We start from the raw sequence: 19925 nt of genomic DNA, 5'->3' as shown, positions 1-19925 counted from the left end.
GTTTGCGTTCAGGCGTGATGGAAAGCCAGAATCGTTACGACATATTGCTCCCTGGCCGTCGCAAAGCGGCGGCTGCGCACCAGTAGGCGGATTCCTGGCCATTTCGGACAAATCCTCCGTCATTTATGTTGCCCACTGCGACGCGGCACCTTAGACTGCCGCCCCCTGTAAAAGAGTGCCGGTTGGCGCTTGAAGAATTTCGCTACCGACGATACGTCGTCGGCGGCACCTGAATCGCCCAAATGCACATTTTTCATAGAGAAGTCGATGACCAAGGAACAGTTGCTGGCCATGTCGGCCGATGACTACATGAACGCCGAACAGCTCGCGTACTTCACCGCGCTGCTGCAGGCGATGAAAGTCGAAACCCACGAGCGCATCGAACTCAGCCGCAATTCCATCGAAAGCCTGGATACCCCATCGGATCCCGCTGACGTGGCGTCGGTCGAGGAAGAGCGCACCTGGCTGGTCAATGCCATCGATCGTGACCAGCGCCTGCTGCCGCAGTTGGAGATGGCCTTGGACCGCATCGCCGATGAAAGCTTCGGCTGGTGCGACGACAGCGGCGAGCCGATCGGCCTCAAGCGCCTGCTGATCAGCCCGACCACCAAATACTGCATCGAAGCCCAGGAGCGTCACGAGCAGCTCGACCGCCACCAGCGGCAAGTCTGATCCAGCGCCCACGCAAGGCCCCAGGGAGCGATCCCTGGGGCCTTCGTGTTTTCTTGCCCTGTATCAACGGGTGGCCGGCTGCATCCACGTGAGCGTGGATAATGGCGTTATAGTGGCGTTTAATGTCGTCACAATAACGACATGTGGATGGATCACGAAGATGATGCGAGAAGGATCTCTGCCGGCTGGCGAAGGACCGCGGGCCACCCCCACTCATGCGGGAGCCGCCGTCGCCCTGGGGCGGGGCGTTGCGCTGTGCGCGGTACTGGCGGCGATGGCGTTCGCCGGGCTGTCCTTGTACCTGGCCCTGCCGTTGGCGCTTTTGGTGCTGTGGGTGCCGCTTGCGCGCAAGGCGGTCGTCGCGCAGTCGACGCCTGCCGCGGCCGCGGACAGTTCGCTGCTTCAAGAATTGGCCCGTGGCACCAGCTACAATGCGTTGTCGGCCGCTGCAGTGGCCCATTCGGTACAGCAATTGGCCGCCCGCGTGCAGTCGCAGTTAGGGGCTGCCCAAGACATCGTCGGCAGCGCCGAGATCATGATCACCACCGAGGAACAGACCGCCCAGCTAAGCCAGCAGGCACTGGAAGCCGCTCGCTCAGCCCACGGCAGCAGCGTGTTAGGCAGCGAGGTGCTGGCCGAATCCATTCAGTGCATGCGTGATTTGAGTGTGCGTGCTTCGGCCAGCCGCGAGTTGATCGAGGCCTTGCATCAGCGCAGCGAGGATATCGCCCGGGTCACCCTGGTGATCCAGGGCATTGCCAGCCAGACCAACCTGCTGGCGCTCAACGCCGCCATCGAGGCGGCGCGGGCGGGTGAACATGGCCGTGGTTTCGCGGTGGTGGCCGACGAGGTGCGCGGTCTGGCCGGGCGCACCGCCAGCGCCACCGAGGAAGTGGGGCAGATGGTTGCCGACATCCAGGCGCGAACCGCCCAGGTGGTGGCGCAGATCCGCACGCTGGCCGAGGACCTGGGCAAGGGGGTCGGCCAGGTCGAGCAGGCCGGTGGGCAACTGGCGCAGATCGCTAGCCTGGCGGCCAGTGTCGAGGGTCAGGTGAGCGAAATAGCTGGGGGTACCCAGATCAACCAAGCCCAACTCGACACCCTGTTCCAGGCCGTGGCCCAGGTGCGCGGCGATCTGGAGGTCAGCGACCAGCAGACCCGGCGCCTGGCCAAGGCGGCGGTGCAAATGGAGGGGCAGGTGGAAAGCCTCAGCGAACGGTTGGCCGAGGTCGGTCTGGACGCCTACCACCAACGGGTGTTTGAACTGGCGCAGGCGGGTGCGCGGCATATCGGCGAGCGTTTCGAGGCGGATATCGAACAGGGGCGCATTGGCTTGGACGATCTGTTCGACCGGCAATATCGCCCGATTGCCGGCATGCAACCTCCGCGTTTCACCACGCGCTTCGACCACTACACCGATACCGTGCTGCCACAGCTCCAGGAGCCGTTGCTGCAGCACGATGGGCTGGTGTATGCCATCGCCTGTACCCAGCAGGGCTATGTGCCGACCCACAACAATGCCTTCAACCAACCACTGACCGGCGATATCGCCCATGACACGGCGCACAACCGCAGCAAGCGCCTGTTCGACGACCGCACGGGCGCTCGCTGTGGCAGTCATCAGCAGCGTGTGCTGTTGCAGACCTATACGCGAGACACGGGAGAGCTGATGCACGACCTGTCGGTACCGATCTTTGTCGCAGGTCGACACTGGGGTGGCCTGCGTCTGGGGTATCGCCCCGAACCCGGGCTCGACTGACGCGATTTGTTGCCCGGAATGTAACACTGCTGTTCTGCCTGGCGCCTTATTCGCAAGCGGTCCAGGACGTATCATAGGCATATCGTTAGGTGGCTAATTAAATTCCGGAGGGAATTATGACGAGCCGAGTCGACGTGGCCGTGATGATCGGCAGTGGTGTGCCACGGTCCTTGCAGGCCTTGGGCATAAGGGTGTGCTGGGTAGTGTTGGTTGACGGCGAGCGCCGTGGCACCGCCTTCGCCAGCCGCGACGAGGCCCTGGAATGCCAGGCTGCGTGGCAACAGCAGGTGGATAGGAGCCACGCAGCGTGAACCCTCAGCGCTCCAGGTAGCGTGCGAGCTCCCAGGCGTCCTGGTAGCGTTGGCGGAATCCGTGGACTTTGCCGGAGTTGGTTTCAGTGATGTGGAAGAAGCTGATGCCGGCGGCCACGACGCTATACCGGGAGATACCTGGCACTGCCGTGCGACAAGAAATGCTACGTGCCTCTCGACGGAATTCGGTGTTTTCGTGCATATTCCTGTACCTGTAATGCGCGATGAAGGGTTGGGGCACACTTGAGCTGAAGTGTCGCCCCCAGTAGTCGCATCTTTCCTGACCCTTTAGCTGTCAGGTATTACGGTTCCTATTTGCGGATAGTTTGCCGAAGCACGCCGGATGTTCCAGCGGGGAAATGTTCCCTGCTTGGCGTATCGACCCTGTGCGTGGATCTTCGCTTACCGAATCCATGGTCCATCGGACTTCGACTTGAAGTGGTTGCCACCCCACGCCAGCGGCGTGCGCGGTGCGGCCCGCTGTAATTGATGTGAGGAGCTTTTCATTGGCAGTCAGTACTCTTGATACCCATGCGTTGTTTGCCCTGGGCGATTTGCGCGCCAAGCTGGTCAAGTTGTTCCAGGGGCGTTTCGTGTATGTCACCGAGCAGAACCCCGACGGCCTGTACATGGCCGAGATCGATACCGACGATGCCATGGTGGTCGACGACAAGCAGCGCCTGGAGCTGAAAGTGGGTGACCACTTCCGTGCCGCCGTGCTGCCCAGCCGCGAAGGCGGCAAGCTCGAACTGCGTTTTCGCGAGATCAAGTTCAATGTCTACGGGCAGGGTGACTACGCCTTCGTTTCCGTGCCGGAAGGCGAGGCCATCGTGTTCCGTGAAGGGCAGGGCGTGATGCTTGTGTTCGCGGCCCAACAGCAGGTTCAGGAAGGCCTGGGCAAGCTACTCAAGGCGGTGACCGGCAAGGTCGCCAAGTGGCGCAAGGGCGAGCTGACCACCTTCAAGGCCAGCGAGTGAGCGACGCCACCACGCCTGCCTCGCGGGCCGACTTCCACCGTGAACATCAGGCAAGGGCGATCGAACAGGCCGAGCGCCTGCTGGCGCGTCGGCTGGAACTGCAGGGCGCTTGGCTGGCCTGGGTGGCCGGCGAGCTCTACCAGATGAGCCCGCCGCCCTTCGTTGCCATGGTGCGCCGCGAGCTGCAGCGCCTGAGCCAGGCCTGAGGCTCAGTTACCGCGATCACGCCCGCTGCTGACTTCTTCTGGTACCTCCTCGCCCGAGGTGCGCTTGCGAAACAGCGCGGCCCTGGCCAGCAGCAGGGTGGTCACCGGCACGGTGATCGACAGCAGGATCGGGATCAGCCAGGCGTGCAGCACCGGGCTCTGCTTGAGCACCGAGAAATACAGGATCGAGGCCAGCGCCACGCACCAGGCGCCGATGGTCGAAGCCAGTGCGGGCGGGTGCATGCGCTGGAAGTACTCCTTCAGGCGCACCAGGCCGATGGCGCCGACCAGCGCGAACAGGCTGCCGATAAGCAGCAGGGCGGCCGTGACCAGCTCCAGCCAGAACGGCAATACCACGCTTTCGTTCATTCGATCACCTCGCCACGCAGGAGGAACTTGGCCAGGGCGAAGGAACCGACGAAGCCGAACAGGGCGATCAGCAGGGCGCCTTCGAAATAGGTATCGCTGGCGTAGCGGATCCCCAGTACCAGCATCATCAGCATGCCCAGGATGTACAGGTAGTCCAGGGCCAGTACCCGGTCCTGGGCGGACGGGCCGCGGAACAGCCGGATCAGCGTCAGCCCCATCGCCAGGGCGAAGATGAACAGGCTGGCGAGGACGGCATTGGCGAGCAGGCCGCTCATTCGAAGATCTCCATCAGCGGGCGTTCATAGGTGTGTTTGAAATGTTCGATGAACGCCGGTTCGTCGTCCAGATCGAACACGTGCAGCAGCAGTACGCTGCGGTCCAGGGCCAGTTCCGACCAGATGGTGCCCGGCACCACGGTGGTGATCATCGATAGCGCCGCCAGGCCGTGCGCGTCGCGCAGGTTCAGCGGGATGTGCACGAACGCCGAGCGCGGTGGCGTGCTGCCGGCGCGCAGGACGCCACGGGCGACCTGCAGGTTGGAATGGATCACATCAAGGCCGACCCGGCCGATCAGCTTGGCAATCACCCAGGGCCTGCGCACGTGGGCATGCTGCGGGCGCAGCGGCGCCATCAGGATCGGTGCGAGGATGCCCAGCAGGGCGCCCAGCAGCAGGTTGCCCGGGCTGACCGACAGATTGAGCAGCAACCACAGCACGAACAGCGCAATGGAAAGCAGTGGCGCGGGGAGCAGTCGATTCATGGTTGCACCTCCAGGCCAGCGGTGGTCGGGCCGGGCAACGGCCGGGTCGCCATCACTGCCTTGATGTAGGTCTCCGGCGTGCGCAGGCTGGCGGCGGTGTCCTGTGTGTAGCGCAGCAGCGGCTCGGCCTTGAGGCTGAGGAAGATGCACAGGCCCAGGAGGATGACGATGGGCACGCATTCATAGCGACGCAACACCGGGGAAGGGCGTTCCTCGGGCTTCCAGAAGCGCTGGATGCCGACGCGGCCGAAGGCGATCAGCGAGGCCATGCCGGACAACACCAGCAGGGTGACCAGGATCCAGCCCGCGGTGCCCAGTGGCTGCTCAGTGGCAACTCCCAGGCCTTGCGGGTTGAACAGCGCGCTGATCAGGTTGAGCTTGCCGATGAAGCCCGACAGTGGCGGCATGCCGATGATCAGCAGGGCGCAAGCTATGAAACTCAGGCCGAGGAAGGCCATGGTCCAGGGAATGATCTGGCCGATCACCGCCTGCTGCTCGTCGTCCAGGTTGATGCCCTTGGGCGGGTGCAGCGATTCCAGGGGCGAAGGCATCGCATCTTCTTCATCGTCCAGCGGCGCCTCGTTGGCCGAGCGCGAGCGCTCAACCAGCTCGGCCAGCAGGAACAGCGCGCACAGGGCCAGGGTGGAGCTTGCCAGGTAGAACAGCGCGGCGCCGGTCAGGATCGATTGGCCGAAGCCGACGGCGGCCAGCAGCGTGCCGGCGGACATCAGGATGCTCAGGGCCGCCAGGCGCTCCAGGCGCTGGGCGGCGAGGATCGACATGGCCGCCACGGCCAGGGTCGCCAGGCCGCCATACACCAGCCAGTCGCCACCGAAGAACGCCGAGGCGCCGGCCTGGCCGGAGAACAGCAGCGTCCACATGCGCAGGATGGCGTACAACCCGACCTTGGTCATGATCGCGAACAGCGCGGCCACCGGTGCGCTGGCCGACGAATAGGCCGGCACCAGCCAGAAGTTCAACGGCCACATCCCGGCCTTGGCCAGGAAGGCAATGGCCAGGATCGCCGCGCCGGCATGCAGCAGGCCGCGGTCGGCTTCTGGCACCAGCGGCACTTTCAGCGCCAGGTCGGCCATGTTCAGGGTACCGGTCACGCCATAGAGCATGGCTGCGCCGACCAGGAACAGCGACGAGGCAAACAGGTTGATGGCGATGTAGTGCAGCCCGGCCTTGACCCGCGCCCGCCCCGAGCCATGCAGCAGCAGGCCGTAGGAGGCCGCCAGCAGCACCTCGAAGAACACGAACAGGTTGAACAGGTCGGCAGTGAGGAAGGCGCCGTACAGGCCCATCAGCTGGATCTGGAACAGTGCGTGAAAGCTGGCCCCGGCACCGTCCCAGCGTGCCCGGGCGAACAGCAGGGCGCTCAAGCCGACGATGCCGGTGAGGGTGAGCAGCAGCGCCGACAGGTGATCGACCACCAGGGCGATGCCGAACGGCGCCGGCCAGTTGCCTGGCAGGTAGACGCCAATGGACTCGGCCTGGCCCTGGGTGCGCACCCACATCAGCAGGGTAACGGCGATGCCCAGGCCAAGGGCGGTGGACAGCAGGTTCAGGCGCGCCTTGAGCCAGCGGTGTTTCTCGCCAATCAGCAGCATCAACGACGCGGTGACCAGCGGCAGCAGGATCGGCGCGATGATCAGTTGGTTCATCCCGCTCATTCCTCACGCTCCCGGCCATCGACGTGGTCGGTCCCGGTCAGGCCGCGGGAGGCCAGCAGCACCACCAGGAACAACGCGGTCATGGCGAAGCTGATGACGATCGCGGTGAGTACCAGTGCCTGGGGCAGCGGGTCGGTGTAGTGCAGCAGGTCGTGGGGCACGCCGTCCTTGATGATCGGCTCCTTGCCGATGAACAGGCTGCCCATGCTGAAGATGAACAGATTGACCCCGTAGGACAGCAGGCACAGGCCCATGATTACCTGATAGGTACGCGGGCGCAGGACCAGCCAGACCCCGGAGGCGGCCAGGACGCCGATGGCGACTGCAATGACTTCTTCCATCAGGCGGCTCCTGCTTGGCTGGACTTGGCGGGGCGGTAGGCGCGCACTGACTGGTGGGCCAGGGCGGTGAGGATCAGCAGGGTCGAGCCGACCACCACGGTGTACACGCCGATGTCGAAGAACAGCGCGCTGGCCACGTGTACGTCACCGAGCAGCGGCAAGTGCAGATGGGCGGTGTGGGTGGTCAGGAACGGGTAGCCCAGCAGTATCGCCCCGGCACCGGTGAGGGTGGCGCAGAGCAGGCCGGTGCCCATCCAGCGCAGCGGACGCAGGCTCATCTGCGCCTCGACCCACTGGGTGCCGGCGACCATGTACTGCAGGATGAACGCCACCGACATCACCAGGCCGGCGACGAAACCGCCGCCTGGCTGGTTGTGGCCACGCATGAACAGGTACATCGACACCAGCAGGGCGATCGGCAGCAGCAGGCGCACCAGGGCGGCCGGCACCATCATGAAGCCGAGCGCGGTGTCGGTGGCCTGGCGCGGGTTGACCAGGTCGGTGACCACGTCCGGTGCCAGCAGGCGTTGCTGCGCCGGCAGCTGCATGCTCTCCTTCGGCGGGCGGAAGCGGCGCAGCAGGGCGAACACGGTCAGCGCCACGGCCACCAGCACGGTGACCTCGCCGAGGGTGTCGAAGCCGCGGAAATCCACCAGCATCACGTTGACTACGTTGGTGCCGCCGCCCTGGGGCAGGGCGCGGCTGAGGTAGAACGACGAGATGTCGTTGGGCGTCGGGCGGGTCAGCATGGCGTAGGACAGCAGTGCCATGCCGCCGCCGACCAGCACTGCCAGCACCAGGTCGCGCAGGCGCCGCAGGCGTGCGCGGTCCTGGCTGCCGGGCAGCGGCGACACGCCTTCGATACGCCGTGGCAGCCAGCGCAGGCCGAGCAGGATCAGCACGGTGGTGACCACCTCGACTGCCAGTTGGGTCAGCGCCAGGTCCGGCGCGGAGAACCAGACGAAGGTGATGCAGGTCATCAGGCCGCAGACGCCGACCATGATCAAGGCGGCCAGTCGGTGATACTTGGCCTGGTAGGCGGCGCCGATGGCGCAGGCGATAGCGATCAGCCAGAGCGCGACGAACACCCCGGAGCCCGGGATCTTTGGCCGGTCGCCCCAGCTCAGGCCACTGTACAGCAGAGGTACCAGGCCAGCGACGAAGGCCGCCAGTGCCAGCATGAACAGTTGCGTCTGCAGGCGCTTGGTGGTCAGCAGCCGCTCGCCATGCCGGGCCAGCAGCATCAGGCGCACCAGGCCGTGCTCGAACAGGCGCTTGCCGTTGAAACGCTCGATCAGCGGTGGATAGGGGAAGCGGCCGCGCTGCAGCTGCTTGCGTAGCAGCAGGTAGAGCACGATACCGCCGGTCATGGCGATCAGGCTCATGATCAGCGGCGCGTTCCAGCCGTGCCAGATGGCCAGGCTGTATTCCGGCAGCACGCCACCCACCACGGGGGTCGCGGCCGCGGCCAGCAACGGGCCGACCGATTGCGCCGGGAAGATGCCGACCACCAGGCAGGTGAGCACCAGCAGTTCGACCGGTGCGCGCATCCAGCGTGGTGGTTCGTGAGGCGTGTGCGGCAGGTCCTGGGCCGGGGGGCCGAAGAACACATCGACGGTAAAGCGCAGCGCGTAGGCCACGCTGAAGGTTCCGGCCAGGGTGGCGATCACCGGCAGGGCCGCTTCGACCCAGGCCGTGGAGGTGATGAACACGGTCTCGGCGAAGAACATCTCCTTGGACAGGAAACCGTTCATCAGCGGCACGCCGGCCATCGAGGCGCTGGCGACCATGGCCAGGGTCGCGGTGAACGGCACCAGGCGGAACAGGCCACTCAGGCGACGGATGTCACGGGTGCCGCTCTCGTGGTCGATGATCCCCGCGGCCATGAACAGCGAGGCCTTGAAGGTGGCGTGGTTGAGGATATGGAACACTGCGGCGACCGCCGCCAGCGGGCTGTTCAGGCCCAGCAGCAAGGTGATCAGCCCAAGGTGGCTGATGGTTGAGTAGGCCAGCAGGCCCTTGAGGTCGTTCTGGAACATCGCGGCGAAGGCGCCGAGCAGCAGGGTGGCGGCACCGGCGCCGCCGACGATCCAGAACCATTCCTCGCTGCCCGACAGCGCCGGCCACAGGCGGGCCAGCAGGAACACCCCGGCCTTGACCATGGTCGCCGAGTGCAGGTAAGCCGAGACGGGGGTGGGCGCCGCCATGGCATGGGGCAGCCAGAACTGGAAGGGAAATTGCGCGCTCTTGCTCAGGGCGCCGATCAGGATGAGGGGCAGCAGCACCGGGTACAGCGCATGCTGGCGGATGGTGTCACCGGCAGCCAGGACCTTGTCCAGGTCATAGCTGCCGACCACATGGCCGAGCAGCAGGGCCCCGACCAGCAGGCACAAGCCGCCGGCCCCCGTGACCATCAACGCCATGTAGGCGCCGCGGCGGGCGTCGGCGCGGTGGTGCCAATAGCCGATCAGCAAGAACGAGAACAGGCTGGTCAATTCCCAGAAGAACACCAGCTGGATCAGATTGCCGGAGATCACCAGGCCGAGCATGGCGCCCATGAACGCCAGGAAGAAGGCGAAGAAGCGCGGCACCGGGTCCTGGGGCGACATGTAGTAGCGGGCGTACAGCGACACCAGGGTGCCGATGCCCAGCACCAGCAGGCTGAACAGCCAGGCGAAGCCGTCCATGCGCAGGACCAGGTTCAGGCCCAGGCTCGGCAGCCAGAGGAATTCCTCGCGGATCACCCCGCCATCGGCGACCTGGGGGTACAGCAACGCCACCTGGACAGTGCCGACCAGGGCCACGAGCCCGGCAAGAATGGACTCGGCGTTGCGTGCGTTGTGCGGCAGTACAGCCGCCAGGCAACTGCCCAGGAAGGGCAGAAGCAATAGCACAATCAATGACATAGCGTTCTGTTCTGAGAAGTTTGCCAAGGATCATACGTGCCGGACGGTTGATCACCAACACGCAAGCGGTTGCAGGATCCTACAAATGTGCTGTGACAAGCTGTTTTTTTATAACAGTTTCTTTCAGAGCATAGCGGCTGAGCGAATGTCCGTGGGGCTGTATTCAACGCTTGCGGATTGTCTGTGAAGGCGGGGGGCTTACAACCCCGCCTCGCGCTCGCGGGCCTCATCATCCTGCAAGGCGCTGGCCTCATCCTGGCGACGAATCTTCAGCTCGCTCACCACCACCGCCAGCACGATCAGCAGCCCGCCGACCAACGCCACGCCTGGCAGACGCTCGCCGGCGATGCGTCCGACGATGCCGGCCCACACAGGTTCGCCAGCGTAGATCAGGGTGGCGCGGGTCGGCGAGACCGACTGCTGCGCCCAGTTCATCGCCACCTGGATCACCGCGCTCATGGCGCCCAGGCCTACCGCACTGATGAGCAGCAGCCAGGAAAAACCGGGCAGTTGTTCCTGGGTCGGCACGATCATCAGGAACGACAGCGCCGAGGCGGTGGCCAACTGCACCACGGTGACCCGGCGCACATCGACCTGGCCGGCGTAGCGACTGATCAGGATGATTTCGCCGGCGATCGCCACGGCGCTGACCAGCGTCACCAGTTCGCCTTCACTAAAGTGCAGCGCGCCGCCCTCGGGGCCGGCCAGCAGCATCAGGCCGACGAAGGCCAGGCCGATGCCCAGGCTCGGCATCAGCCCCGGGCGGCGGCCCAGTACCAGCCATTGCAGCAGAGGCACGAAGGGCACATAGAGCGCGGTGATGAACGCCGACTGGCTGCTGCTGATGGTCTGCAGGCCCATGGTCTGCAAGCCGTAGCCCAACATGATCGAGACGCCGATGAGCACGCCGGCCTTGAGTTCGGTGAAGGTCAGCCCCGACAGCGAACGGGCCGACACCAGACCGACGAACAGGGCGGCGGCGGCAAAGCGCAGGCCGACGAAGAACATCGGCCCGCTGACGGTCATGACGTTGTGCACGATCAGGAAGGTGCCGCCCCAGAGCATGGTGATGAACACCAGCACCAGTTCGGCCTTGCTCAGGCGCAAGCTGACGGTGGGTTTGCGGGCGGGGGCTTGGCTCATGGTCTTGCGCACTCGGAAGGGGCGGCGCACAATTCGCCGCAAAGTGGGCAGTATACTGCGCACCCCCTACCAGTGAGCAATATAGTGCACAAAGATTCCGAGCACCGTGCATCGGTGCTGCAGCATGTCAGCCAGAACGTTCGCCGCTTGCGTGGCGACGCCGGCCTGAGCCAGGCCGCCCTGGCCGAGCGCTCCGGGGTCAGCCGGCGGATGCTGGTGGCCATCGAGGCTGGCGAGAAGAATGTCAGCCTCACCACCCTGGACCTGATCGCCGAAGCGCTGGGGGTGGCGTTCAGCACCCTGATCCAGGCGCCGGACCGGCGTGACCCCGGTCGCATCGAAGAGCTGGCCTGGGCCGGTGTGCACCCTGCCAGCCGCGCCGTGCTGCTCGGCAGCAGCCCGGCACGGCGCGAGGTCGAGTTGTGGGAGTGGACCCTGGCTCCGGGCGAGTGCTACGCCAGCGAGGCCGATGCCGCTGGCTGGAGCGAGCAGATCTATGTGGCCGACGGCCGCCTGACCCTGATCATCGAAGGGGGAGAGCGGCAACTGGGCAAGGGCGAGTTCTTCGTCTTCCCCAGCGACTGCCGCTACGCCTACCGCAACGATGGGCAGGAGTCGGTGCGCTTCGTGCGCAACGTGGTGATCTGAGCCCTCAACCGGCCAGCAACTCGTCGGTACTGGTCACCCTGGCGTAGGCGAATGCCAGCGCGGCCATTGCCGAGGCGTGCACATCGGCCGCCGCAACCGTCTTGCCGTCGAACTCCAGCGCCAGCGTCGCGCAGGCATCGTAGGCCACGCTGACTTCATAGCCGAAGTCGGCGGCGGCGCGGGTCGCGGCGTCGATGCACATGTGGCTCATGCTGCCCGCGATGGTCAGTGCCTTGATGTCGTGCTGGTCGAGCAGCGCCTTCAGCTGGGTGTCGCGGAAGCTGTTGACCTTGTGCTTGAGCACCACCGCCTCGCCGGCCGCCGGCGCGACCTTGGGGTGGAACTGCGCGCCGGCCGAGCCTGGCACGAAGAAGGGGGCGTCGGCGCTCTCGAACTCATGGCGCACATGCACCACTAGGTCGCCACGCTCACGGGCCGCGGCCAGCAACCGGGCGGCGTTGTCGGCGGCCGCCTCGGCGCCGTCCAGGGTCCATTTGCCACCGGGGAAGTAGTCGTTCTGGATATCGATGATGATCAGGGCGCGCTTGCTCATGGTGCCTCCTGCGGCAGTAGTGATGAACTGCCGATAGTTATAGGCTGTGGCGACCCGATCGAGGATAGGCGCGAGCGACACAATGACGGCAAAAACTGACAGCCTGGAAATCGGCGTGCTGATCTATCCCGGCGCCCAGAGCGCGGCGGTGCACGGCCTGACCGACCTGTTCGCGGTGGCCAACCGGGTCGCCGCGCAGCTGGGCGCACACGATCTGCCGGTGCTGCGGGTGACCCATTGGCAGCTCGATGGCGCGGGGCAGCTGCAGGTGGTGCATGACAGCCAGCCGGCAAGCGGCCATGCGCTGCGGGCGCTGATGATTCCGCCGAGCCTGGCGGCGACCCCGTCTGCCGAGGTGTTGCAGGCCCATCGCGCCGCGCTCAGTCAGGTGCACGGCCAGGGTACTGTGCTGGCCTCGGTATGCATCGGTGTGTTCCTGGTGGCCGGCAGCGGCCTGCTGGATGGTCGGGCGGCCTGTACCCATTGGAACTATGCCCAGGCCCTTTCCGATCGCTTCCCCAAGGTGCGGGTGCAAGGCAGCCAGCCACTGCTCGACGACGGCGACATCGTCACCTCTGCCGGGCTGATGGCCTGGACCGACCTCGGCTTGCACTTGATCGAACGCTTCCTCGGCCACACCCTGGCCCGCGAGACGGCCCGCTATCTTGCGGTCGAGCCCTCGCCGGCGCCGCTGCCCGGCGCCCTGTTCCAGCCGCGCCTGGACCATGGTGACGAGGCGGTGCTGAAGGTGCAGCACTGGTTGCAGGCCGAGGAGGCCCGGGATGCCGGCCTGGCCGACATGGCCGGTTGCGCGGGCCTCGAGCCGCGCACCTTCCTGCGTCGCTTTCGCGCCGCCACCGGCCTGCGTCCCACCGAATACGCGCAGCAGGTGCGGGTCGGCCGGGCTTGCCGCTTGCTGGAGTTCACCCGGCGCAGCGTCGACCAGATCGCCTGGGGCGTCGGCTATCAGGACCCCAGCGCTTTTCGCAAGGTGTTCCAGCGCCTGACCGGGATGACCCCCAGCGACTACCGGCGGCGCTTCGCGGTCATCAGCGGCTGAGCCTCGCTGCTGGTCGGGTGCGGCCCCGGGCCCTCATCGGCGAGGCGGTCGTGATGGTTGCGCAGCGGGCATTCCTTCAACGACATGCAACCACAGCCGATGCAGCCGTCGAGCTGGTCGCGCAGCATCACCAGATCGTCGATGCGCCGGCTCAGGTCGTCGCGCCAGCGCGCCGACAGGCGTTGCCAATCGTCGGCAGTGGGCGTGTGATCGCAGGGCAGCGCCTGCAGGGCGCTGGCGATGTCGGCCAGGGCGATGCCCAGGCGCTGGGCCATCTTGATCACCGCCACCCGACGCAGCATGGCACGCGGATAGCGGCGCTGGTTGCCGGCGTTGCGGGTGCTGTGGATCAGCCCCTTGGTCTCGTAGAAGTGCAGCGCGGTCACGGCCACGCCGCTGCGCGCGGCCAGCTGTCCGACGCTGAGCAGGCGCTCCTGGGCGGAAGGGGGCTTCATTGGCAATAAAATCCTTGACCTTGAGTTAGCTGGAGGTTTTACCCTTCACGACCATCTGCTGCAAGAGCCCAAAACGAGGAGATGCGTCATGGCGGCCAACACCCATTCCCTGTGGTTCACCCAGATGATCGAGTACGACGTGCCCCCCTTGCGCCAGGATGCCCTGGCCGAGGCCCTGGTGGTGCGCAGCGAGCACCTCGCGCAACGCTGCGATGGCCTGCTCAGCGTCAGCATCCAGGTCAGCGACGACGGTCGCCGGGTGCTCCAGCACCTGCGCTGGCAATCGCGCCAGGCCTGGGCGGCCGCCGCTGGCTGCTTCATCGAGGAGCCGTTCCTCGACCTACTGGGCGAGCACCGGGCCCGTGGGGTGAACTTCGCCGCGTACCAGACGCTACGCAGCCTGGTGCGTGGCGCCGACGGCGGCCTTCACTGCCAGCTGGGCAGCACTCAGGCGTACCAGGGCGCGTAGTGCGGGTAGCGGTCCAGGCGCGCGCCGATGACCATCTCGCTGATCCAGGCCGTGAGCAGGGCGCTATAGGCTTTCTGACTCTCTTCGCTGGACAGCGCGTGGTCGGCGCCATCGACCAGGCGGTGGGTCATCGAGTGGGCGCCGACGAAGGCCGAGCGATAGCTCATCAGCGTGCTGTGCGGCACATAGTCGTCCTGTTCGGACTCCACCAAGAGCACGTCGCCGGCGAATTCGGCGCAGGCGGCCAAGGCGCGGTTGTCGGCAGGGCCGAGCTCACGCAGGCGGTAGGCGTTGAGCCGCTGGCGGTCGAGGGCCTGCTTGGGCGCATCCCATTCATCGTCCCAGTAGAGGGCCGGCACCCTTAGGGCGAGCCATTTGACTGGCCGGTGACGGGTGAGCAGGGTGGCCAGGTAGCCGCCGTAGCTGCTGCCGATCACGGCAATGGCGCCGGGGTCGACCGATGGCTGGCTGGCCAGCCGGTCGTAGGCGGCCAGCAGGTCGGCCAGGTTCTGCTCGCGGGTGACGGTCAGGCGCTGGCTCTCGGTCTTTTCGTGGCCGCGCAGGTCGAAGGTCATGCATACGCAGCCAAGCCCGGTGATCTGCCGGGCGCGGGCCAGGTCGCGCTGCTGGCTGCCGCCCCAGCCATGGACGAAGAGGATCCCCGGCATGCGGCTGCCCGGGCTGACCAGGGTGCCGACGATGCTTTCGCCCTCGACCTGCAGTTCAACGGTTTCACTCTCGATGGTCATGGTCACGTATCCGTGCATATTTGCTGAGTTGTCCAAGTTCACTGTCGTGGCCCTGATAGAACAGGGTGGCGTCGGCGGGCAGTTGCGCGTCGCCGAAGACCTCGTGGGTTGACGCGCGTAGCCGTTGCAGCGCCGGGTCGGCGGCGAAGGCCTGCAGCGCGAGGACCTCGGCGGGGCTGGCACCGCCCAGTCGCCAGGATTGCTCGAGCACGCCGCTGCGCAGGTGTCCGTGATGGTCCTGGCCGCGGGCGATGTCGTAGTTGCGCCGTGAGGCGATGAAGCCTGGGAAGTAGCGCTTGGCAGCCTCTTCATAGGTCATGGCCTGGTTGATGGCCAAGCGCAGGTGATCCTCAAGTGGCAGGTGCAGCAGGTGCTGGTAGTCACCGCGCACGATCACCAGGTCGGAACCACCATATACCTCGGTGCCCGCATGATCGCGGGTGAGGTGCTGGGTGCCGTGATAGCTCAGGGTCAGCCCGGCCACGCGTACCTGGCCGACGCTGAAGGTCTCGACGGCATCGAGGTCTTCCTCAAGCACCAGGCCCCACAGCCCCAATTGCTGTTCATCCATTGCCTCCAGCAGCGGCTCCAGGGCCTGACCATCAACGATCACCTGCTGGCCCCGACCGGCGCAGGCCAGTACCGGCTTGATCCTCACCGGTCCATCGCGCAGCAGCAGTTCGGCAGCGCGCCGGGCATCGGCCTTGGAGAACACGGTATAGCCACGCAGCAGGGCGTCGCTGGCGTGTTGGGCAAAGGCGTCGGTCCAGCCGGGAGGGAAGATGGCGTCTGCCGGTAGCGGGTGGGAGATAGCCTTGGTGGCCATGTGCGGATGGCTGACCATGCCGCCGAACAGGTCATGCTCGTCGTGGACGCCGAGCGCAGCGTACCGCTGCGCGTCGACCAGGGTCTGGGTCGGTACATAGTAGTAAGCGGCCGTTTCGGATTGCGTGGGCGATGGCTCGACCCGCTCGACACCCAGCAGAAGGGCTAGGTGATCGGCAATCTGCAGGTGGACCGCCCGTTCGTGCTCGGGAGTGTGCTCGCGGGTGTCGAGCAGCACGACGGCGCTTTTCGGTTCGCGTGAGTGGGGCATGGCCTACCTCGCGTACGCACGGTATGTAAGGGTTGTGAAGGCCCGTAGCCGGTTTAGTTCAGGGGGGATGGATCGACGGTCGGCAGGGCAGTTGGGGCAATGCATACCTTGTTACGGTCGTGGTGATTGCGGGCGTCTGCCGGGTGTTTCATTATCAACGCCTTGGACCCGTCGACACCTATCCGCAGGAGTGCGCATGAACAGTCAGTCCCCCCTTCACGAATCCGTCCCGGCGCGCCTTGCCCGTGTGCGCGAGGCCATGGCCCGGGAGGGCGTGAATGCCCTGTTGGTGCCTTCGGCTGACCCGCACCTGTCCGAGTACCTGCCGGGCTATTGGCAGGGGCGGCAGTGGCTGTCCGGTTTCCTCGGTTCGGTGGGGACGCTGGTGGTAACGGCTGACTTTGCCGGGCTGTGGGCTGACAGCCGTTACTGGGAGCAGGCGGAAAAGGAGCTGGTCGGCAGTGGTATCGAGCTGATGAAGCTGCGCCCCGGCCAGCCCGGGGCGCTGGAATGGCTGGGGACGGAGGTGGACGGCACGGTCGCGGTGGATGGCGCGGTCATGGCCCTGGCCTCGGCGCGGCAACTGGGCGAGCGCCTGCAGGCGCGTGGTTCGACGTTGCGCACCGATCTCGACCTGCTGGATCGGGTATGGGTTGACCGCCCCTCGCTGCCGGGTAATCCGGTGTACCAGCACCTGCCACCCCATGCCACGGTCAACCGTGCGCAAAAACTCGTTGAACTGCGCAGCACGCTGCGGGAAAAGGGCGCCGATTGGCACTTTATCGCCACCCTCGACGACATCGCCTGGCTGTTCAACCTGCGTGGTAGCGATGTCTCCTACAACCCCGTGTTCGTTTCCTTCGCGCTGGTCAGCCAGGACAAGGCGTTCCTGTTTGTCGGGCGTGACAAGGTCGACGGCCACCTGCGCCAGGTACTCGCGGCCGATGGCATCGAGGTCCGCGACTACGCTGAGGTCAACGACGCGTTGGCCGCGATTCCGGCAGCAGCCAGTCTGCTGGTGGACCCGGCGCGGGTTACTCGCGGCCTGCTGGACAATTTGCACGAGCAGGTGCGACTGGTTGAGAGTATCAACCCGACCACCCTGAGCAAATCGTGCAAGGGAGAAGGGGATCTCGTTCATATTCGCCAGGCCATGGAGCAGGATGGCGCGGCGCTATGCGAATTCTTCGCCTGGTTCGAAGCGAACCTCGGCGTGCAACCGATCACCGAACTGACCATCGACGACCAGTTGAGCGCAGCCCGTGCCCGTCGTCCTGGCTTTGTGTCGCTGAGCTTTTCGACCATCGCGGCGTACAATGCAAATGGCGCAATGCCGCACTACCGCGCCACCGAAGAGTCCCATGCCGTCATTGAGGGCAATGGCCTGCTGTTGATCGACTCGGGCGGCCAGTACCTGGGCGGGACCACCGATATTACGCGGATGGTGCCGATCGGCGAGCCGAGCCATGAGCAGAAGGCCGATTGCTCCCGGGTGCTCAAGGGCATGATCGCCCTGTCGCGGGCCAAGTTCCCGCGTGGGATACTCTCGCCGCTGCTTGATGCCATCGCCCGGGCACCGATCTGGGCCGATCAGGTCGAGTACGGCCATGGCACCGGTCACGGTGTCGGCTATTTCATGAATGTGCACGAAGGCCCGCAAGTGATTGCCTACCAGGCCGCGGCCACACCGCAGACGGCCATGCAGCCGGGCATGATCAGTTCCATCGAGCCCGGCACCTACCGCCCAGGGCAGTGGGGCGTGCGGATCGAGAACCTGGTGGTCAACCGCGAGGCCGGTACCAGCGAGTTCGGTGAGTTCCTTTCGTTCGAGACTTTGACCCTGTGTCCAATCGACACCCGCTGTCTGCTGGTCGAGACGCTGAGCAGTGAAGACATCGCCTGGTTGAACCGTTACCACCAGACGGTGCGGGAGCGACTGGCGCCGTTGCTGGAAGGCGAGGCGCTAGCGTGGCTGGAGCGACGCACTTCCGCGCTGTGAGCATGGTGTGCTGGTAACAAAAAGGGCAGCCATTGGCTGCCCTTTGTTTATCGGTTACTTGCAAATCACGATCATGCTACGGCTGGTATAGCCGGCCGGATTGATGCCGAACACATAGTCGCCAGGCTCTTCGTCGGTGTCGCCGGACCGGGCGATTACCTTGTAGCCTTTGCTGCCGCAGGAGCTGGCGGCCTTGCTGTAGCACTTGTCCCATGACGAGGAGAGCCCCGAGCAGTTGATATGCAGGCCCTTCTTCCCTCGCTTCACTTCGGTATTGGCTGTCGCGGCGCATCCAGCGATGGCCAGGATGGCCAGGATGAGAAAAATACGTTTCATTCCTGTCCTTATTTGGCCCAACTGCACTCACGGGCCTGTGGTTTGCGCCTTGTCTCTTCCCTGATGGTCCCCAGCGTCCATGTACCGCTCAGTAGATAGCGTCAAGATTATATTTGGGTGACAGCTTAATCAGCCACGGCGGGCGGTACAAGGTTGCAAGCCTTCTAAATGCAAATATTTCTCAAATCAGTCGGCAGCCACGGCCGGGGCCGCATCCCGTTTCATCGACAGGGTCGCACCTACAGAGGCAGTGATGATGGCAAGGATTGCCAGCCATTGCCAAAGGGTAAGCTTCTCGCCCAGGAAGAGTAGTCCGGACAGTGCGCCAAAGGCCGGCTCGATGCTCATCAATGTGCCGAAGGTACGGGCGGGCATGCGGGTCAAGGCGACCATTTCCAGGCTGTAAGGCAGAGCTGTCGACAGGATGGCCACGCCCAGGGCCACGGGTAGCAGCGCAGGTGTCAGCAAGGCGCTGCCGGCGTGGGCGATTCCAATCGGGGCGACGAACAGGGCTGCGATCACCACACCCAAGGCCGCGGTCTGGATACCGTTCTCGGCTCCGGCCTTTTGCCCGTAGAGGATGTACAACGCCCAGCACACGCCGGCCCCTAGGGCATAGCCGGCGCCGATCGGGTCCAGCCCGCCGTCGGTCTGGCCGACGGGAATCAACAGCAGCAGGCCGGCGACCGCCAGGGAGATCCATAGGAAGTCCAGTGCCCGTCGCGAGGCCCATAGCGCCACGGCAAGCGGTCCGGTGAATTCAAGGGCGACAGCGATACCCAGCGGCACGCTGCGCAATGACATATAGAAGAGGAAATTCATGCCGCCCAGGGCCATGCCGTAGATAATCACGCTGCGCAGGGTGCTGGCATCCAGGCGAGCACGCCAGGGGCGCAGCAACAGGAGCATGATCACGCTGGCGAAGATGAGTCGCAGGGCGGTGGTGCCTTGGGCGCCGACGATGGGGAACATGCTCTTGGCCAGCGAAGCGCCGGACTGGATGGAGGCCATGGCGATCAGCAGCAGGCCGATGGGGAACAGCGTGGCGGCCAGGCTGCGGTTTGGGGTGTTCATGGAGGCTTCCGTTATAGTGCGCGCAAGGGTGTGCAATATAGTGCGCACTGATGGAAGGGTTGGCAAGGTTGGTATTGGTGTGCAGATGAAGGTTGCGGCGAGTGGCTGGCGGCTCCTGAAGGGATACTTTTCATATGCTTGAAATAAAAGGTTGACGGGCTTTCAGATCCCCTTATAATGCGCCCCACTTTCAGCGACATCGGAACGAAAAACTCCTTGAATATCAATGAGTTGATTGTTGAAGAGGGTGGCGGAGGTGCTTCGGTCTAACGATCGGCAGCGGTGAAAAAGGCAGTTGACAGCAGGTTGTAACGCTGTATGATTCGCCTCCCGCTACGAGAGATCGCAGCGAGTCAAGTGTTTGAA

General features: G+C 65.1%; 23 protein-coding genes. 9 read left to right on the top strand and 14 right to left on the bottom strand.

Annotation, left to right across the window (positions count from 1 at the left end; translation table 11 throughout):
* Positions 1-267 precede the first annotated feature (267 nt).
* From AC25ND_RS12435 to AC25ND_RS12425, 3 genes are all read left to right on the top strand, one after another.
* Complete coding sequence (locus tag AC25ND_RS12435; protein ID WP_028690543.1) at positions 268-672, top strand: TraR/DksA family transcriptional regulator; 405 nt, start codon at positions 268-270, stop codon at positions 670-672.
* 274 nt (positions 673-946) lie between these two features.
* Positions 947-2431, top strand: a complete 1485-nt coding sequence (locus AC25ND_RS12430) for a methyl-accepting chemotaxis protein (protein ID WP_486976390.1) — start codon at positions 947-949, stop codon at positions 2429-2431.
* A gap of 116 nt (positions 2432-2547) precedes the next feature.
* Positions 2548-2742 (top strand): hypothetical protein, encoded by a 195-nt coding sequence (locus AC25ND_RS12425; RefSeq protein WP_028690545.1) that lies wholly within the window; start codon positions 2548-2550, stop codon positions 2740-2742.
* 4 nt (positions 2743-2746) lie between these two features.
* Here the strand turns inward: AC25ND_RS12425 and AC25ND_RS12420 are convergent, their stop codons facing one another.
* Positions 2747-2887, bottom strand: coding sequence for a hypothetical protein (locus AC25ND_RS12420; RefSeq protein WP_155952684.1), 141 nt, complete (start codon positions 2885-2887; stop codon positions 2747-2749).
* Positions 2888-3248: 361 nt separating this feature from the next.
* Here AC25ND_RS12420 and AC25ND_RS12415 point away from each other — a divergent pair, with 361 nt between their 5' ends.
* Entirely contained in the window at positions 3249-3719 is a 471-nt protein-coding gene (locus AC25ND_RS12415) for a hypothetical protein (protein ID WP_028690546.1), read from the top strand.
* A complete protein-coding gene (locus tag AC25ND_RS12410; RefSeq protein WP_028690547.1) occupies positions 3716-3925 on the top strand; it encodes a hypothetical protein in 210 nt (69 codons plus the stop codon). The genes AC25ND_RS12415 and AC25ND_RS12410 overlap by 4 nt, the downstream gene beginning before the upstream one ends.
* Before the next feature lie 3 nt (positions 3926-3928).
* Here AC25ND_RS12410 and AC25ND_RS12405 read toward each other — a convergent pair whose 3' ends face one another.
* The 7 genes from AC25ND_RS12405 to AC25ND_RS12375 all read right to left on the bottom strand — a co-directional run bounded on the left by AC25ND_RS12405 (position 3929) and on the right by AC25ND_RS12375 (position 11120).
* Positions 3929-4294, bottom strand: a complete 366-nt coding sequence (locus AC25ND_RS12405) for a Na+/H+ antiporter subunit G (protein ID WP_028690548.1) — start codon at positions 4292-4294, stop codon at positions 3929-3931.
* Complete coding sequence (locus tag AC25ND_RS12400; RefSeq protein WP_011534656.1) at positions 4291-4569, bottom strand: K+/H+ antiporter subunit F; 279 nt, start codon at positions 4567-4569, stop codon at positions 4291-4293. The genes AC25ND_RS12405 and AC25ND_RS12400 overlap by 4 nt, the downstream gene beginning before the upstream one ends.
* Positions 4566-5054 (bottom strand): Na+/H+ antiporter subunit E, encoded by a 489-nt coding sequence (locus AC25ND_RS12395; RefSeq protein ID WP_028690549.1) that lies wholly within the window; start codon positions 5052-5054, stop codon positions 4566-4568. The genes AC25ND_RS12400 and AC25ND_RS12395 overlap by 4 nt, the downstream gene beginning before the upstream one ends.
* On the bottom strand, positions 5051-6730 hold the full coding sequence (locus tag AC25ND_RS12390; protein ID WP_028690550.1) for a monovalent cation/H+ antiporter subunit D: 1680 nt from the start codon (positions 6728-6730) through the stop codon (positions 5051-5053). Before AC25ND_RS12390 ends, AC25ND_RS12395 begins: the two co-directional genes overlap by 4 nt.
* Complete coding sequence (locus AC25ND_RS12385; RefSeq protein ID WP_028690551.1) at positions 6727-7071, bottom strand: Na+/H+ antiporter subunit C; 345 nt, start codon at positions 7069-7071, stop codon at positions 6727-6729. Before AC25ND_RS12385 ends, AC25ND_RS12390 begins: the two co-directional genes overlap by 4 nt.
* Positions 7071-9977 (bottom strand): monovalent cation/H+ antiporter subunit A, encoded by a 2907-nt coding sequence (locus tag AC25ND_RS12380; protein WP_028690552.1) that lies wholly within the window; start codon positions 9975-9977, stop codon positions 7071-7073. The genes AC25ND_RS12385 and AC25ND_RS12380 overlap by 1 nt, the downstream gene beginning before the upstream one ends.
* 198 nt (positions 9978-10175) lie before the next feature.
* A complete protein-coding gene (locus AC25ND_RS12375) occupies positions 10176-11120 on the bottom strand; it encodes a DMT family transporter (protein ID WP_207853033.1) in 945 nt (314 codons plus the stop codon).
* A gap of 84 nt (positions 11121-11204) precedes the next feature.
* On the opposite strand from AC25ND_RS12375, the gene AC25ND_RS12370 reads away from it, so the two are divergent.
* The gene (locus AC25ND_RS12370; protein ID WP_486976361.1) at positions 11205-11768 is read left to right on the top strand and encodes a helix-turn-helix domain-containing protein; all 564 of its coding nucleotides are present in this window, start codon (positions 11205-11207) and stop codon (positions 11766-11768) included.
* 4 nt (positions 11769-11772) lie between these two features.
* On the opposite strand, the gene AC25ND_RS12365 is transcribed toward AC25ND_RS12370, so the two are convergent.
* Positions 11773-12321: a cysteine hydrolase family protein gene (locus AC25ND_RS12365; RefSeq protein ID WP_486976360.1), complete on the bottom strand. Its 549-nt coding sequence runs from the start codon at positions 12319-12321 to the stop codon at positions 11773-11775.
* Positions 12322-12403: 82 nt separating this feature from the next.
* Between AC25ND_RS12365 and AC25ND_RS12360 the strand changes: the two genes are divergently transcribed.
* Complete coding sequence (locus AC25ND_RS12360) at positions 12404-13381, top strand: GlxA family transcriptional regulator (RefSeq protein WP_028690556.1); 978 nt, start codon at positions 12404-12406, stop codon at positions 13379-13381.
* On the opposite strand, the gene soxR is transcribed toward AC25ND_RS12360, so the two are convergent.
* The gene (gene soxR / locus AC25ND_RS12355; protein ID WP_486976359.1) at positions 13348-13836 is read right to left on the bottom strand and encodes a redox-sensitive transcriptional activator SoxR; all 489 of its coding nucleotides are present in this window, start codon (positions 13834-13836) and stop codon (positions 13348-13350) included. The genes AC25ND_RS12360 and soxR overlap by 34 nt on opposite strands.
* Before the next feature lie 88 nt (positions 13837-13924).
* Here soxR and AC25ND_RS12350 point away from each other — a divergent pair, with 88 nt between their 5' ends.
* Positions 13925-14305 carry an antibiotic biosynthesis monooxygenase gene (locus tag AC25ND_RS12350; protein WP_028690558.1) on the top strand — a complete coding sequence of 127 codons (381 nt, stop codon included), beginning with the start codon at positions 13925-13927 and terminating at the stop codon, positions 14303-14305.
* On the opposite strand, the gene AC25ND_RS12345 is transcribed toward AC25ND_RS12350, so the two are convergent.
* Both AC25ND_RS12345 and AC25ND_RS12340 read right to left on the bottom strand, forming a co-directional pair.
* On the bottom strand, positions 14284-15054 hold the full coding sequence (locus tag AC25ND_RS12345) for an alpha/beta hydrolase family protein (RefSeq protein WP_028690559.1): 771 nt from the start codon (positions 15052-15054) through the stop codon (positions 14284-14286). The genes AC25ND_RS12350 and AC25ND_RS12345 overlap by 22 nt on opposite strands.
* A complete protein-coding gene (locus AC25ND_RS12340) occupies positions 15038-16150 on the bottom strand; it encodes a DUF3182 family protein (RefSeq protein WP_236179967.1) in 1113 nt (370 codons plus the stop codon). The genes AC25ND_RS12345 and AC25ND_RS12340 overlap by 17 nt, the downstream gene beginning before the upstream one ends.
* Positions 16151-16346: 196 nt before the next feature.
* Between AC25ND_RS12340 and AC25ND_RS12335 the strand changes: the two genes are divergently transcribed.
* On the top strand, positions 16347-18149 hold the full coding sequence (locus AC25ND_RS12335; RefSeq protein WP_236179968.1) for an aminopeptidase P family protein: 1803 nt from the start codon (positions 16347-16349) through the stop codon (positions 18147-18149).
* Positions 18150-18203: 54 nt separating this feature from the next.
* On the opposite strand, the gene AC25ND_RS12330 is transcribed toward AC25ND_RS12335, so the two are convergent.
* Both AC25ND_RS12330 and rhtA read right to left on the bottom strand, forming a co-directional pair.
* Positions 18204-18485 (bottom strand): hypothetical protein, encoded by a 282-nt coding sequence (locus AC25ND_RS12330; protein ID WP_028690562.1) that lies wholly within the window; start codon positions 18483-18485, stop codon positions 18204-18206.
* A 186-nt stretch (positions 18486-18671) separates the two neighbouring features.
* Complete coding sequence (gene rhtA / locus AC25ND_RS12325; RefSeq protein WP_182323545.1) at positions 18672-19559, bottom strand: threonine/homoserine exporter RhtA; 888 nt, start codon at positions 19557-19559, stop codon at positions 18672-18674.
* Positions 19560-19925: the final 366 nt, after the last annotated feature.

Source organism: Pseudomonas sp. P110(2024) (assembly GCF_057480795.1).
This window is presented reverse-complemented; position numbering and strand designations above follow the sequence as displayed.